11 protein-coding genes and 1 riboswitch are annotated in these 13,417 nt (G+C 40.8%); of the genes, 5 read left to right on the top strand and 6 right to left on the bottom strand.

Annotation, left to right across the window (positions count from 1 at the left end):
* Positions 1 to 28: 28 nt before the first annotated feature.
* The gene (locus tag ACWIT3_RS05780; RefSeq protein WP_457161830.1) at positions 29 to 2,449 is read right to left on the bottom strand and encodes a DNA internalization-related competence protein ComEC/Rec2; all 2,421 of its coding nucleotides are present in this window, start codon (positions 2,447 to 2,449) and stop codon (positions 29 to 31) included.
* A gap of 308 nt (positions 2,450 to 2,757) precedes the next feature.
* Between ACWIT3_RS05780 and dksA the strand changes: the two genes are divergently transcribed.
* From dksA to folK, 3 genes are all read left to right on the top strand, one after another.
* Positions 2,758 to 3,195: an RNA polymerase-binding protein DksA gene (gene dksA, locus ACWIT3_RS05775; protein ID WP_046338648.1), complete on the top strand. Its 438-nt coding sequence runs from the start codon at positions 2,758 to 2,760 to the stop codon at positions 3,193 to 3,195.
* An 86-nt stretch (positions 3,196 to 3,281) separates the two neighbouring features.
* The gene (gene pcnB / locus ACWIT3_RS05770) at positions 3,282 to 4,787 is read left to right on the top strand and encodes a polynucleotide adenylyltransferase PcnB (protein ID WP_457161829.1); all 1,506 of its coding nucleotides are present in this window, start codon (positions 3,282 to 3,284) and stop codon (positions 4,785 to 4,787) included.
* A gap of 15 nt (positions 4,788 to 4,802) precedes the next feature.
* Positions 4,803 to 5,294: a 2-amino-4-hydroxy-6-hydroxymethyldihydropteridine diphosphokinase gene (gene folK / locus ACWIT3_RS05765; RefSeq protein WP_457161828.1), complete on the top strand. Its 492-nt coding sequence runs from the start codon at positions 4,803 to 4,805 to the stop codon at positions 5,292 to 5,294.
* Here the strand turns inward: folK and metX are convergent.
* Positions 5,291 to 6,370 carry a homoserine O-acetyltransferase MetX gene (gene metX / locus ACWIT3_RS05760; RefSeq protein ID WP_457161827.1) on the bottom strand — a complete coding sequence of 360 codons (1,080 nt, stop codon included), beginning with the start codon at positions 6,368 to 6,370 and terminating at the stop codon, positions 5,291 to 5,293. The genes folK and metX overlap by 4 nt on opposite strands.
* Positions 6,371 to 6,536: 166 nt before the next feature.
* Between metX and ACWIT3_RS05755 the strand changes: the two genes are divergently transcribed.
* The gene (locus ACWIT3_RS05755; RefSeq protein WP_457161826.1) at positions 6,537 to 7,250 is read left to right on the top strand and encodes a SanA/YdcF family protein; all 714 of its coding nucleotides are present in this window, start codon (positions 6,537 to 6,539) and stop codon (positions 7,248 to 7,250) included.
* Positions 7,251 to 7,258: 8 nt separating this feature from the next.
* On the opposite strand, the gene cra is transcribed toward ACWIT3_RS05755, so the two are convergent.
* From cra to ACWIT3_RS05735, 4 genes are all read right to left on the bottom strand, one after another.
* Entirely contained in the window at positions 7,259 to 8,242 is a 984-nt protein-coding gene (cra, locus tag ACWIT3_RS05750; RefSeq protein ID WP_457161825.1) for a catabolite repressor/activator, read from the bottom strand.
* 235 nt (positions 8,243 to 8,477) lie between these two features.
* Positions 8,478 to 8,969 carry an acetolactate synthase small subunit gene (ilvN, locus tag ACWIT3_RS05745; RefSeq protein ID WP_457161824.1) on the bottom strand — a complete coding sequence of 164 codons (492 nt, stop codon included), beginning with the start codon at positions 8,967 to 8,969 and terminating at the stop codon, positions 8,478 to 8,480.
* A complete protein-coding gene (locus ACWIT3_RS05740; protein ID WP_457161823.1) occupies positions 8,962 to 10,686 on the bottom strand; it encodes an acetolactate synthase 3 large subunit in 1,725 nt (574 codons plus the stop codon). Before ACWIT3_RS05740 ends, ilvN begins: the two co-directional genes overlap by 8 nt.
* A 305-nt stretch (positions 10,687 to 10,991) precedes the next feature.
* Positions 10,992 to 12,515, bottom strand: a complete 1,524-nt coding sequence (locus ACWIT3_RS05735) for a Na+/H+ antiporter NhaC family protein (RefSeq protein ID WP_457161822.1) — start codon at positions 12,513 to 12,515, stop codon at positions 10,992 to 10,994.
* Between the two features lie 86 nt (positions 12,516 to 12,601).
* A riboswitch (Lysine riboswitch) is annotated at positions 12,602 to 12,776 on the bottom strand.
* Between the two features lie 214 nt (positions 12,777 to 12,990).
* Between ACWIT3_RS05735 and ACWIT3_RS05730 the strand changes: the two genes are divergently transcribed.
* Complete coding sequence (locus tag ACWIT3_RS05730; protein WP_457161821.1) at positions 12,991 to 13,395, top strand: H-NS family histone-like protein; 405 nt, start codon at positions 12,991 to 12,993, stop codon at positions 13,393 to 13,395.
* The last annotated feature ends 22 nt before the right edge of the window (positions 13,396 to 13,417 follow it).

Below are 13,417 nucleotides of genomic sequence, written 5' to 3'. Positions count from 1 at the left end.
ATATGAATTTATGTGCGGCATTGTACCTTTATTTTGTTTCTAAGCCAATTAATCTACGATACCAAGGTGAAAATTCCGTTCTCGCGGTGTGGACTTGGATATGGGATGGGGTGAAGGTCAAGGTGATTTGTCCTGCTTCGGCGGTGTGATAAATTTGGCTGTGGTAATGGGCTAAACGCGCGGTGACGGTGGGATGGGGAAAGTGCCATGGATTCCAACGTGCGCTAGAAATGAGGGCTATATCAGGGTGTGTTTGTCGTAATAAGCGGTGTCCTGTCGAGGTTTTACTGCCATGGTGTCCTACTTGTAGCACATCAATTTTGTTAAGTTGTGAAGCGAAGCGTTTTTCGCTGGCGATGTCGGCATCTCCTGTTAATAACACGTGATATTTTCCATCTGAAAGCAAGAGCACGCAGGAGTCGGTATTTTTTGCTCGCTTGGTGATCTTTTGTGGTGCTAATACGCGAAAAGTGAGCCCTTGCCACTGCCACTGTTTACCCGCGAGGCAGAAAGTGCGGTCTTTTTTGCCATAATTTTGAGTGGATGCGGTAATCAAATGGATATCGGGAGCGTGTTGTAAGATGGTTTTAGCACCGCCTGCGTGATCGTTATCGTCATGACTGATGATGAGGTAATCCAGTTGGATTCCTTGTCGCTGTAAATAAGGCAAAATTTCTGACTGTGCCATGCTCCCGTGACGCCAAGCAGCACCTGTGTCATATAAGACTCCTCGTCCGTTCTTGCTAATCAGCACCGAGAGCCCCTGCCCGACATCTAAGGTTGTGAGGCGCCAATCTGATGTGTGACGGTTTGAGTAAATAATGGTGAGCCAACTGATGAAGATGAAACCAGTTAAGCCAAAATACAGGCTCATTTGTAACGTGCGAGGTAACGTTGGGTTAGCGATAAGGTGAAAACCACGCGTTTGCTTTTTTATTGTGTCAGGAAGCAATAATGTGTGTTGTGTTTGTTGTTTACTACGATATACATACCAGATTGCTGCGAGTAACAGCAGGGCGAATATCGTACTGATGAGCACACTTTGTTGTGCTGAGAGTGACCACCACAGCGGTTGTAAGATGCGTAAAAATAAGGTGATGTCGTGAACTAAATTATCGGCTATCTGCCAAGATGCGAATGCGCCTTGGCTGAAGACAGCAAATAAAATTATCGGTACGAGCAGGACAGTATAAAAAGGCACCGCAACAAGATTCGCCATGACACTACCTATAGACAGTCCTGTAAATAACCCTAATTGGATTGGCGTCAAAAGCCACAATAAGCCCAGTTGAGCATGGAGCAATGCAATCAAGCTGTAGACACGACGCCAAGGGCTTGCTTGAAGGGGGTTGCCACGCCATTGTATTAATGTTAGCGGGAAAATCTGGTACCAGATTATCAGTATGGTCACTGCGCTGACAGACAACCAGAAACTGAGGGATAGGACATTCAGAGGATCGAGTAATAATAATGTGGCGATGACAATTTGCCATAATTGCCAGACTGTGTAATGGTAACGACTCATGCGACACGCGATCACAAGACAAAGCGCAAGACAGGCGCGGGTAGTTGGAATCGAAAAGCCCGCGAGGTAGGCATAGCTTAGGGCTAATAGGATGCCCGCCATTTGTGGTAACCCGGGCGTTATCCAGCGTAATGGCAAGATAAGTTGTAGCAGGCGCATGAGCCCATAGCCTAAACTCATGGCTAATCCGATATGTAATCCTGAAATTGCAAGCAGATGAGCAGTATTGGTTTTTTGATAAATTTGTAAGAGAGGTTGTGCTAGTCCAGCTCTTTCTCCAAAGGCTAACGCCATGAGCAAGCCTTGATACGTTAATCCGTCAGTCTGTTTAGAAACCGTTTGAATCCATTGGTCACGCCAAGTTAATGCTTGCTGTATTTTTACCGCTCTTTTCACTGAGGCGCGTGCGGTGATTCTTTGGGCAAAATACCATCGTTGTCTATCCATTCCGCCGTCATTTAAGCGTGCTGCTAGTGGTTTGAGGGTCAATTCCCCTTGCCAAACTTCGCCACGTTGCAAAGGTTGAGGTAAAGAAGCGTGAAGATAAAGGCGTTGCTCAGGTTGGTTTGCGTCCAATTGGGCGGATGCAATGTAGGTTTGCATGGGGTGTTGATGAATCACTTCAACAATTTTAAAGCGTGTATGGATTTTTTTGGGTAAGTGTACGATAGCGTCCGCCTGTGCTAATAACTGTCGTGCTTGATAATGGGTGTAACCTAAACAGATCATTAGGCATAGTAGAATATGTAAGCTATGGGTTATCCATGAGGCTGTGCACGTTTGGCTGGCAAGATATAGCACACTGACTATGGCGATAGTCAAACAACTTGCAGGCAAAGTGAATAATAACCCATCGGGTAACCAATATAATGATAGCGCACTTATCAACATACATTGTGCCATGCGCTCAAGTGAACCTCTCATTTTCTGTCCAATTTTATGTGTTAAAAAAGAAAGAAAAGCAGGATGTTCTCTTGATGTGTATTTTGTTCACTTCTTGAAATTATTTTGTAACCGAGATCGCAAAAATCAGATTTATTTCAGCAAAATTTGTAATATCTGGTAAATTCATTTGATAATTCAGATGAGTTCTGCTATTTATAACGCTTTTTAAAATGCCTCTCGCCTTTATCGGTCATTTTAAACTAAAAAAATCAACGCCAATGCGTGTGAATAATGATGTCATTTCAACCGTTAAATGAATGGACGATTTTCTATTAGGAGATAAACCAATGTCTAAATCCTCTTTAAGTATATTAGCCCTAGCTGGTGTTGAGCCTTATAAAGAAAAAGTAGGCGAAGAATATATGAATGAGGCGCAAGTGCTTCATTTCAGAAAAATTTTGCAAGCTTGGCGTGATCAGATCGTTGAAGAAGCCAGTCGTACGGTTGCCCATATGCAAGATGAGGCATCAAACTTCCCTGATCCTGCTGATCGTGCTACACAAGAAGAAGAGTTTAGTTTAGAGCTACGTACTCGTGATCGTGAAAGAAAATTAATGAAAAAAATCGAAAATACTTTGAAAAAGCTCGAAACGGGTGACTTTGGCTATTGTGATTCATGCGGAATTGAAATTGGTATTCGTCGTTTAGAAGCAAGACCAACTGCCGATCTTTGCATTGATTGTAAAACGCTTGCTGAGATTCGTGAAAAACAAATGGTTGGTTGATTTTTCTGCTTACCTTAACATAACAAAAAATCTCTTAAAGTGCGGTCATTTTTACCGCACTTTTAACTGGAAAGCTACATCGTTTAATGAGGTCTATTATTTTAAAGTACATTAAAAATCTGTTTAATAAAAAAACAAAAGCCTATTTAACCGAAAGAGAAAAAACAGATTCTACCCAAACACAGTCCGACACTTCGCCATCTGATAAAAGCCTTACTTCCGCTTTTATTCAGCCCAGTGCCCCTACCGAAAAAACCTCTAAATCTGTGCACCATTACGATAAGCATATTATCAAGGCTTCGTTACACGGCATTACTCCAAGAATGATTAATCGTAATGCGTTAAGCGTGGTCGAGAAATTACACCGCCAAGGTTTTGAAGCCTATATTGTTGGGGGGTGCTTGCGGGATTTATTACTCGGTAAACACCCAAAAGATTTTGATGTGGCGACAAATGCGAGACCCGAACAAATTCAAGCCCTTTTCCAACGTCAATGTCGCTTAGTGGGACGCCGTTTCCGTTTAGCACATATTATGTTTGGGCGAGATGTGATCGAAGTCGCTACGTTTCGAGCGAATCATACGGAAAGCCGTAATGAAAATCATGCGAAACAAAGTGAGCAAGGGATGTTACTCCGCGATAATGTGTATGGTACCCTTGAACAAGATGCTGCGCGCCGCGATTTTACTGTCAATGCGCTGTACTATAATCCACAAGACAATACGTTACGTGATTACTTTAATGGGATTGAAGATTTAAAAGCAGGTAAGCTCCGCTTAATTGGTGATCCAGCTACACGTTATCAAGAAGATCCTGTGCGTATGCTACGTTCGATTCGCTTTATGGCGAAGTTGGATATGTTCTTAGAAAAACCAAGCGAACAACCAATTCGCCAACTTGCTCCTTTACTCAAAAATATTCCACCAGCACGTTTATTTGATGAGAGTTTAAAATTATTACAGGCGGGATATGGCGTGAAAACTTATCAGTTATTACGCGAATACGGTTTATTTGAGCAACTTTTCCCTGCATTAATGCCGTATTTTACGCATAACGCCGACAGTTTTGCGGAGCGAATGATTTTAAAAGCCCTGACCTCAACTGATGAGCGAGTAGCAGATAAATTACGGATTAATCCTGCCTTTTTGTTTGCGGCATTTTTCTGGTATCCATTACGTGAGAAAGTGGAAATACTGAAAAATGAAGGTGGACTTAATAATCATGATGCCTATGCTTTAGCAAGTAATGAGTTATTGGATCTCTTTTGTCAGTCACTCGCTGCACCACGTCGTCATACTGCGGTCATTCGAGACATTTGGTTCCTTCAATTACAACTTCTAAAACGGACTGGTCAGTATCCTACTCGTACGATGGAACATCCTAAATTCCGTGCGGCATTTGATTTATTAGTCATGCGCGCTGAAGTTGAAGGGGGCGAAGCAATCGAGCTTGCAACATGGTGGCATGAATATCAATTTAGTAATGTGGAGCAACGTGATGTTCTGGTGCAAGAACAACAACGCCTGCATCCTAAACCGAAGAAAAAATATTACCGTGCCAGAAAACGCCATAAACCAAAACCGTTGGCATGATGAAGAGGTCAATCGATGAACATCACTTATATTGCGTTGGGAAGTAATTTGAATACGCCTGTTGCTCAGTTACAAGCGGCATTAGAGGCATTAGATGCACTCCCTGAAACGCAAGTCATGAAAGTGAGTTCCTTTTATCAAAGCAAGCCGCTCGGTCCACAAGATCAACCCGACTATGTGAATGCGGTGGCTTGTTTACATACTTGCCTCTCTCCCCTCGCGCTTTTGGATCATTTACAACAGATTGAACAAACGCAAGGGCGTGTACGATTACGCCGTTGGGGTGAGCGTACACTGGATTTGGATATCTTGTTGTATGAGAATGAGGTGATGCAAACCCCACGCCTGACATTGCCTCATTATGATATGACAAATAGGGAGTTTGTGATTGTCCCGTTATTTGAAATTGCTCCGACTTTAACGCTGCCCAATGGGGTAAAATTGAGCGAGTTATATCCACAATTTGCTCAACATGAGATGAATATTGTGTCTACTGCGTCACGTTAATCTCCTGCTAGCCCTGCGCGAATTTTGTGTTCAAATAGGGTGTAATCCACTAAAAATGCGTCATGACCATAATCTGATAAACATTCGTAATAGTGTAAATTGACGCCACATTCTTCCAATAACGCTTTGCTTTTGTGTAACTCTGCGAGCTTAAATAATTGATCATTTTCGACTGCGACCAGTGTATAGCGTGCTTTAATGCGCGAAAGTGCGGTATGCATATTGTCGTAATTCAAACTCGGATCGTATAGATCTAAAGCTCGCAAGAGATGAAGATAGCTATTCGCATCAAAGCGCCCTAAAAATTTTTTTCCTTGATAACTGAGGTAAGATTCCACTTGAAAATAGTCACCCCAAAATTGTGCATCAGACTTGATGGCGCGCCCAAATGCTTTGGTTAATTGTAAATCGGTTCGATACGTGAGCATGCCTAACATACGAGCAATCGCCAGTCCTTGTTCTGGTGGCTGATGTTCATAATAGTCACCGCCATTGAAATTGGGATCATTCATCACCGCTTGACGCATCACGTGGTTAAAACCAATTGCTTCGGCACTAAACAGTAATGAGGAACATAAATTGACGACATTATCAACAAAATCAGGATAATCAATTGCCCATTGTGTTGCCTGCATACCACCAAATGAGCCACCGATCACGGCATGTAAATGAGGGATCTCAAGAAAATCAAGCAGCGCTTTTTGTAGCTTCACGATATCTTGTACTACAATATTGGGAAATTGACTGCCATAAGGTTTGTTATTTTCAGGGTGGGGAGAAGCGGGACCTGTTGTCCCTTTACAGCCCCCGAGTACATTAGAACAAATAAAAAAATAACGGGACGTATCGAGTGCTAACCCTTCGCCCATAAAACTTTGCCACCATCCCGCTTGTGATTCATCTGCAAAATAGGGCTCTGCATCGCCAGTTAAAGCATGGCAAATTAAGACAGCATTATTTTTCTCTGCATTTAATTGTCCATACGTTTGATAGGCAATATCAAGATGCGTCAGTTTTCCACCTAAATTGAGATCAAATGCGTCTTCTGTGAAAAGTCGTACTGTTTGTGCTGCCATGCCACCCGCCCGTGTTGTTTTGTTTTTATTCTTGTTATCGTGGTTTATTATTAAAAATAGACATCTAAACGTCTTTACGTACAAATCTACTAAAATTCAGCTTGCACTTCAACTCTTTTTTCATTATGGTGAAGCTCAGTTCTCATCTCATCATAATAGCTTCAACATGACTCGGATTTTTGCGTTTTTCAAACTTGCCTTTTGCAAACGGTTGATTCGTTATGTAGTGATGAGCCTATCCTCTTTTGCGGTGATCTTATTGCTGATTGATCAAGCCATCAGTCTTTCTGTGCAAAAACATATTTATACTGATGTCAACACATTACCTTATCGACCTTATGGTCTGGTGTTAGGTACATCAAAATATTTTGACAAAAATACCCTTAATCTTTTTTATCATAATCGTTTACTGTCTGCTTATGAGGCTTTTTCTGCACATAAAGTGGATTATTTACTGTTAAGTGGCGACAACCGTACCCATCAATATAATGAGCCACGCAGTATGTTTAAAGATTTACGTAAAATGGGGCTGCCACAAGAATTTATGTATATGGATTTTGCTGGGTTTCGGACTTTAGATTCGGTGATCAGAGCAAAACAGGTGTTTAATGCGCATTCGTTTACGATTATTACGCAAAAATTTCACTGTGAACGTGCTTTGTTTATTGCTCAATATTACGATATTGATGCGATTTGCTTTGCGGCAGAATACCCACATGGGCATTATTTTGTTCGCTTTCGGGAATTCTTTGCGCGTATTGTTGCCATTGTTGATTTATTAATGGAAAAAGAACCGCACTTTTTAGGAGAGCCCGAACCGCTTCCTCCCCCCGTCACGGTTCCTATCGTCGAGTTGGACAGCAAAAAGGACACTCCTTAGCGCTCAGTCTAGGTTTCAATAATCTGCCTTACCATGACTTGTTCCTGTGCTGCTGTCAATTTCGGTTTAGACATGACTTTAGCCAAAACACGCGCTAAGAGTGCTTGCGCAATGTGGTCATGATTTTGTACACAGCAAATGACTTTATTTTCTAATAAATCTAACATTTCATGGTGTCCGAAAGTCGCAATAACAAGTTGTTCTGGAATACCATGATAACGTTCAATTAAAACTTGAAATATGCCTTGTAATAAAGTCAATGATGTCACAAACATTACTTCTGGCAAGGGATTATGCTCTAACCATTGTGCAAATACCTCGGCACTTGCTGCTTTATCAAATTGCGTGGCATATAAGTAAGTGACATCGGTTAACGCGGGTTCACAGGCTGCGCGAAAGCCTTTCTCTCGCTTATGGCTGATATAAAAATCAGGCAGTGCACTCAGAAATAAGGTGCGTTTATGTCCATGTTGTTCAATTAAACGCTGTGCTAAACGATACGCATCACCTTCATCATCTGTTAATAAACGGTCTTCGTTCAAGTTTAATGGGCGATCAAACCCCACGACAGGAATGGTTGCCATTCGTTGATAAAAGTCGGTGTCTGGTGGTAACGCAGTAGAGACAATGAGCGCGTCAATTTGGCGTTGAAATAAATGTTTTGCACAACTGATTTCTGTCTCTGCATTATCATTTGAGCAGGCAATTAAAAGTTGATAGCCTTTTTCACGAAATCCTGCTTCTAAGCGGCGAGCAATTTTGGCATAGCTGATATTTTCAAAATCAGGCACAATTAATCCGATAGTATGGCTTTTGCCTGCCCGAAGACCTGCTGCCATTGCATTCGGTTTAAAATCGTATTTTTTAATCAGCTCTTCCACTCTTTGGATGGTTTTGTCACTGACGCGGTACGTTTTGGCTTTTCCATTGACCACATAACTGGCTGTCGTGCGCGAAACGCCAGCCAATCTGGCAAGCTCATCTAATTTCACATTTACTCCTTAAAATGCCAAACACTTTCCTGATAAGCTTTAATTTGCTCGATAAAATGAACGAAAAATAAAAGAAGTCCGTAAAAGAATTAATGTTTCGTTGGGGAAAAATTATATCGTTAATTTTTTAAAATCACAAAAAACAAACTGATTATTTTTGATCCGCTTAACAAAATAAAAAAGTGCGCCGAAATTTATCAGATATCCAGCGCACGTTATCGTTACAGACCGATTGTTATAAACAGTTTTTTTCTCCACGAGACAAACTGATCAATCCAGAGCGTACGATTTCAATGATGCTGGTTTCATCTTTGACTGCTTGAATAAACGCATCCAATTTATCTTTGGTTCCCGTGAGTTGAATCGTATATGATTTCGTCGTGACATCAACAATTTGTCCACGATAAATATCGGCGAGGCGTTTTAGTTCATCACGAGACGCCCCCTGTGCTCTCACTTTTATCAATAACACTTCTCGCTCAACATGATCACAATCGCTTAAACTAATCACTTTAAACACATCCACAAGTTTATGCAGTTGTTTCTCAATTTGTTCCAGAACTTGTTCATCGCCGTAAGCTTCAATCGTCATACGTGACAACGTGGGATCGTCTGTTGGTGCTACGGTCAAACTTTCAATATTAAAAGCACGTTGAGAAAATAAGCCGACGACACGTGATAATGCACCGGATTCATTTTCTAATAAAACAGATAAAATTCTACGCATGGTTATTCTCCGGTTTAGTTAAAATCATTTCATTCATCGCACCGCCTCGTACTTGCATTGGGTAAACATGCTCAGTGGCATCCACATTAATATCGACAAAAACCAACCGCTCTTTTAATGAGAAAGCATAGGTTAATTTTTCTTCTAATTCATCTGGCGTATTAATTTGAATCCCGACATGTCCATAAGCTTCGGCTAATTTCACAAAATCAGGCAATGAGTTCATATAAGATTGAGAATGACGACCAGAATAAATTAAATCTTGCCATTGTTTTACCATGCCTAAAAAACGGTTATTTAAACTAATAATTACAATTGGAATCTCGTATTGCTGTGCCGTTGATAATTCTTGAATATTCATTTGAATACTGCCATCCCCCGTTACACATACTACTGTTGCATCAGGATAAGCTAATTTCACGCCTAAGGCGGCTGGCAAGCCAAATCCCATCGTACCTAACCCACCAGAATTAATCCAACGGCGAGGCTGATTAAAAGGATAATGTAATGCGGCAAACATTTGATGTTGTCCTACATCGGATGCAACATACGCCTCACCTCGCGTTAAGCGATATACCACTTCCATCACTTGCTGCGGTTTAATCACGGTACTATTTCGGTCAAAAGACAAGCATTTCACGGCTTTCCATGCTTCAATTTGTTGCCACCACTCTTCAAGTGAGGTTTGAGATTTGACTAATCCCTCTTCTTCCAGCAAAGCTAAAAATTCATTTAACACATTTTCTGCACTTCCGACGATTGGAATCGTAGCTTGGACATTTTTTGAAATAGAAGTCGGATCAATATCAATATGAATGACATTGGCATTTGGGCAATATTTTGCCAAGTTATTCGTTGTACGGTCATCAAAACGCACGCCAATCCCTAAGATGAGATCACTGTGATGCATTGCATTATTGGCTTCATAGGTTCCGTGCATACCTAACATCCCTAAAAATTGTTTATCTGAACTTGGGTAAGCCCCTAAGCCCATTAATGAGGATGTCACAGGTAAATGTAATGCACGCGCAAATTGCGTCAATTTGTCACTGCAATTTGCTGTTACAGCCCCACCGCCAACAAAGAGTACGGGTTTTTTCGCCACTAAAAGCGCTTTCAAGGCTTTTTTAATTTGTCCTTTGTGTCCCTGTGTAGTCGGGTTATAAGAACGCAACTCAACTTTTTCGGGATAGTGGTAAGTAAATTTATTCGCAGGATTCACGACATCTTTAGGCAAGTCGATCACCACCGGTCCTGGACGCCCTGTTGATGCAATGTAGAATGCTTTTTTAATTGTTTCTGGGATTTCCTCGGCAGATTTAACCAAAAAGCTGTGTTTTACGACAGGACGAGAAATCCCCACCATATCGCATTCTTGGAAGGCATCGCTACCAATTAAGCCCGACATCACTTGTCCAGATAACACGACCATCGGAATGGAATCCATATAGGCCGTGGCAATTCCTGTAATGGTATTCGTTGCACCAGGACCAGATGTGACTAAAACACAACCTACTTTTCCTGTCGCTCTGGCGTATCCATCTGCCATATGCACTGCGGCTTGCTCATGACGCACTAAAATATGTTCAATCCCCCCTAACGTATGTATGGCATCATAAATATCTAAGACGGATCCGCCTGGATAGCCGAACAAAAATTCAACCCCTTCATCCCTCAAGGATTGCACTACCATTTCTGCGCCTGATAACTTTTTCATTTTCACCTCTCAAATTAGCTGCCTGTTATGACATGCTTTTATCGTTTGTCTGATGCTGTAGTCATTCTATTAAGCACTTACATGAGATATGTTTTACTGAAAAGTACAATTTTTGTCTATGTTTTTTTACACGCCAAAATGTGCCAAATATCACCTTTAAACAGAATTTAAAACTAATAAAGAAGAATAAATTGGCATTAAATAAAGAAATGAATAGAAAACAAATAAAAAATGCGGCAATTGCCGCATTTTGTAAAATAAGAAAAAATTTTGTATTTTGTATTATTTGTGATCGTTATCACATTTTAATTGCGTTTAAAAATCAGCACTAATACAGCTAATAACCCACCCGTTGTAACAAAGCCTAATACGCCAGATTGGGTGAAGCCAAGTACTAAATAGCCAACAAATGATGCGAAAGCGATTAAGATTGCATAAGGTAACTGTGTCGTCACATGATCAATATGATTACATTTTGCACCTGTTGAAGATAAGATGGTCGTATCTGATATTGGTGAACAGTGGTCTCCGCATACTGCCCCCGCCATCACTGCAGAGAGACAAGGCAACATTAATTCTGGAGCCGCATTCGCCGCAATCGCCGCCGCAATCGGTAACATGATACCGAATGTTCCCCAACTGGTTCCCGTTGAGAACGCCATGACCGCTGTCAAAATGAAAAGTAAGGCAGGTAAAATCGCAACAGGTAAATTATCAGAGACTAATGAAGATAAATACACCCCTGTTTTCACATCACCAACAACATTATTGATTGTCCAAGCAAACAATAAAATTAACACGGCGCCTAACATAGATTTAATCCCAACCCCCCACGCTGTTACATATTCGCTCATGTTAACTTGGCGGTCTAAAATGATGCAAAGTGTAGAAACCATAACTGCACTGATACCGCCAACAACTAGCGAAATTCCAACCGTCGTATTTTCAAAGGCACCTAGTACATCAAAGGGTTTGCCGTCTGCTGCCAGTGCTTCATAGCCTGTGTACATCATCATGCCAACTGTGGCTAAGATCAGAACAGCAATTGGTAAAATTAAATTACGTACATGTCCCTGTACACCTGTTTGTTCTTCTTCAACAGTCTCAGGACATTCTAATGCCTCTTTCTCATGGCGTGCCATGGAGCCGATATCAAAGGCGTAATAAGATACAAAAAATACCATTAAAATAGAGAAAATCGCATAAAAGTTCATTGCGCTCATGGTCATAAATGCACCAATTGGCGAGTATTCTGTAATGGAGTATGTCGCCAATAAGCCTGCGATCAAGGTAATAATGTAGGCTCCCCAGCTAGATACGGGCATTAACACACACATTGGCGCAGCCGTTGAGTCAAGAATATAAGCGAGTTTTGCGCGAGAAACTTTAAATTTATCTGTGACAGGACTGGCAATCGCACCGACCGCTAAACTGTGGAAATAATCATCAATAAAAGTGACAAACACTAGAGACGCGGCTAATAATTTTGCACCTCGTCTACCTTTAATACGTTTTTGTGCCCATTCAGCAAACGCACGGTTGCTCCCAGAAACGGTTAATAATGCGGTTAATACGCCAAGTAAAAATAAGAATAAGACGATATTAATATTGTTTGAATTCAATTCCCCCTCACTGTACGCCAAGGAGGTGACATTATTTTTTAAATAAAGAAATGTGTTAGCGAAATTAAAATCTGCCAACATTAATGAACCAAAAATAATCCCGATGCTCAATGATAAAATAACACGACGAGTCACAATGGCTAAGAGCAATGCCAAAATAGGCGGCACAACAGACCAAACGGACGTCGAATAATCAATAAGTTCCATAATTTTTTTACCTTATAATAAAGGGATAACCACTGAGTGAGTATAGAGATGATCTAAAAGGCAGGTAAATATAATTAAGACCTAACCTAACCAGTAGCGCTCCATAGTTTAATAAAGACTATGACAATGACGTTCCTTTCGAAGACGCCACCAACCAATTAAAATGACTCTTAATTGATTTCGGCGGTCACTCCTTTCCTTTTTCCTCATCGTTATCCACTCAGAAAAAATACTTATAGTGATCGCACCTCTACATAAGTAGGATGTGAATAAGACTACAATAAAAAATGACACTTGCCAAGATCGCCTCAAGAATATTTTCGACTTATTTATAGACTTTTTAGGATGAAAAAATTGGTTTTAAAATATTCTATATACAGGGCATTTACCTAGAATAGTATTTACTATATGATTCTTATCGTTAGGTGATATTTTTTTATACCACCTACTTTTTATATGATATAGAGGAACAAGTATGAATGATTTATTAAAAACGTTAAGCAATGTTCGTCGTCTGCGTGTATTAGCACGTGAAACGAATTTAGAACAACTTGAAATCGCCCTACAAAAGTTCTCTCTTGTCGTTGAAGAAAAACGTGAAGCTGAACAAAAAGCAGAACGTGAGGCAGCAGAGCGCCAAGCAAGAATTGCAAAATTGAAGGAATCATTAAAGCAAGAAGGAATCACCGCAGCAGAACTCGCAATATTACTCGGTCAAGAGTCGCCTGTTCAACGCAAAAAAAGAGAACCTCGCCCAGCCAAATATCAATATACTGATGAAAATGGCGAAGTAAAAACCTGGACTGGTCAAGGCAGAACGCCAAAAATGATTCAAAAGGCATTAGATACAGGAAAATCACTCAGTTCATTCGAAATTTAATTTTTCCCTCGTATCTTAAAAC

The organism is Pasteurella sp. P03HT (assembly GCF_054052285.1).
This window is presented reverse-complemented; position numbering and strand designations above follow the sequence as displayed.

Coding starts and splice junctions, on each gene's coding strand:
- folK (WP_457161828.1), top strand. CDS start 4,803: ATGAACATCACTTATATTGCGTTGGGAAGTAATTTGAATACGCCTGTT.
- ACWIT3_RS05735 (WP_457161822.1), bottom strand. CDS start 12,515: ATGGAACTTATTGATTATTCGACGTCCGTTTGGTCTGTTGTGCCGCCT.
- dksA (WP_046338648.1), top strand. CDS start 2,758: ATGTCTAAATCCTCTTTAAGTATATTAGCCCTAGCTGGTGTTGAGCCT.
- ACWIT3_RS05730 (WP_457161821.1), top strand. CDS start 12,991: ATGAATGATTTATTAAAAACGTTAAGCAATGTTCGTCGTCTGCGTGTA.
- pcnB (WP_457161829.1), top strand. CDS start 3,282: ATGAGGTCTATTATTTTAAAGTACATTAAAAATCTGTTTAATAAAAAA.
- ilvN (WP_457161824.1), bottom strand. CDS start 8,969: ATGCGTAGAATTTTATCTGTTTTATTAGAAAATGAATCCGGTGCATTA.
- metX (WP_457161827.1), bottom strand. CDS start 6,370: ATGGCAGCACAAACAGTACGACTTTTCACAGAAGACGCATTTGATCTC.
- ACWIT3_RS05755 (WP_457161826.1), top strand. CDS start 6,537: ATGACTCGGATTTTTGCGTTTTTCAAACTTGCCTTTTGCAAACGGTTG.
- ACWIT3_RS05780 (WP_457161830.1), bottom strand. CDS start 2,449: ATGAGAGGTTCACTTGAGCGCATGGCACAATGTATGTTGATAAGTGCG.
- ACWIT3_RS05740 (WP_457161823.1), bottom strand. CDS start 10,686: ATGAAAAAGTTATCAGGCGCAGAAATGGTAGTGCAATCCTTGAGGGAT.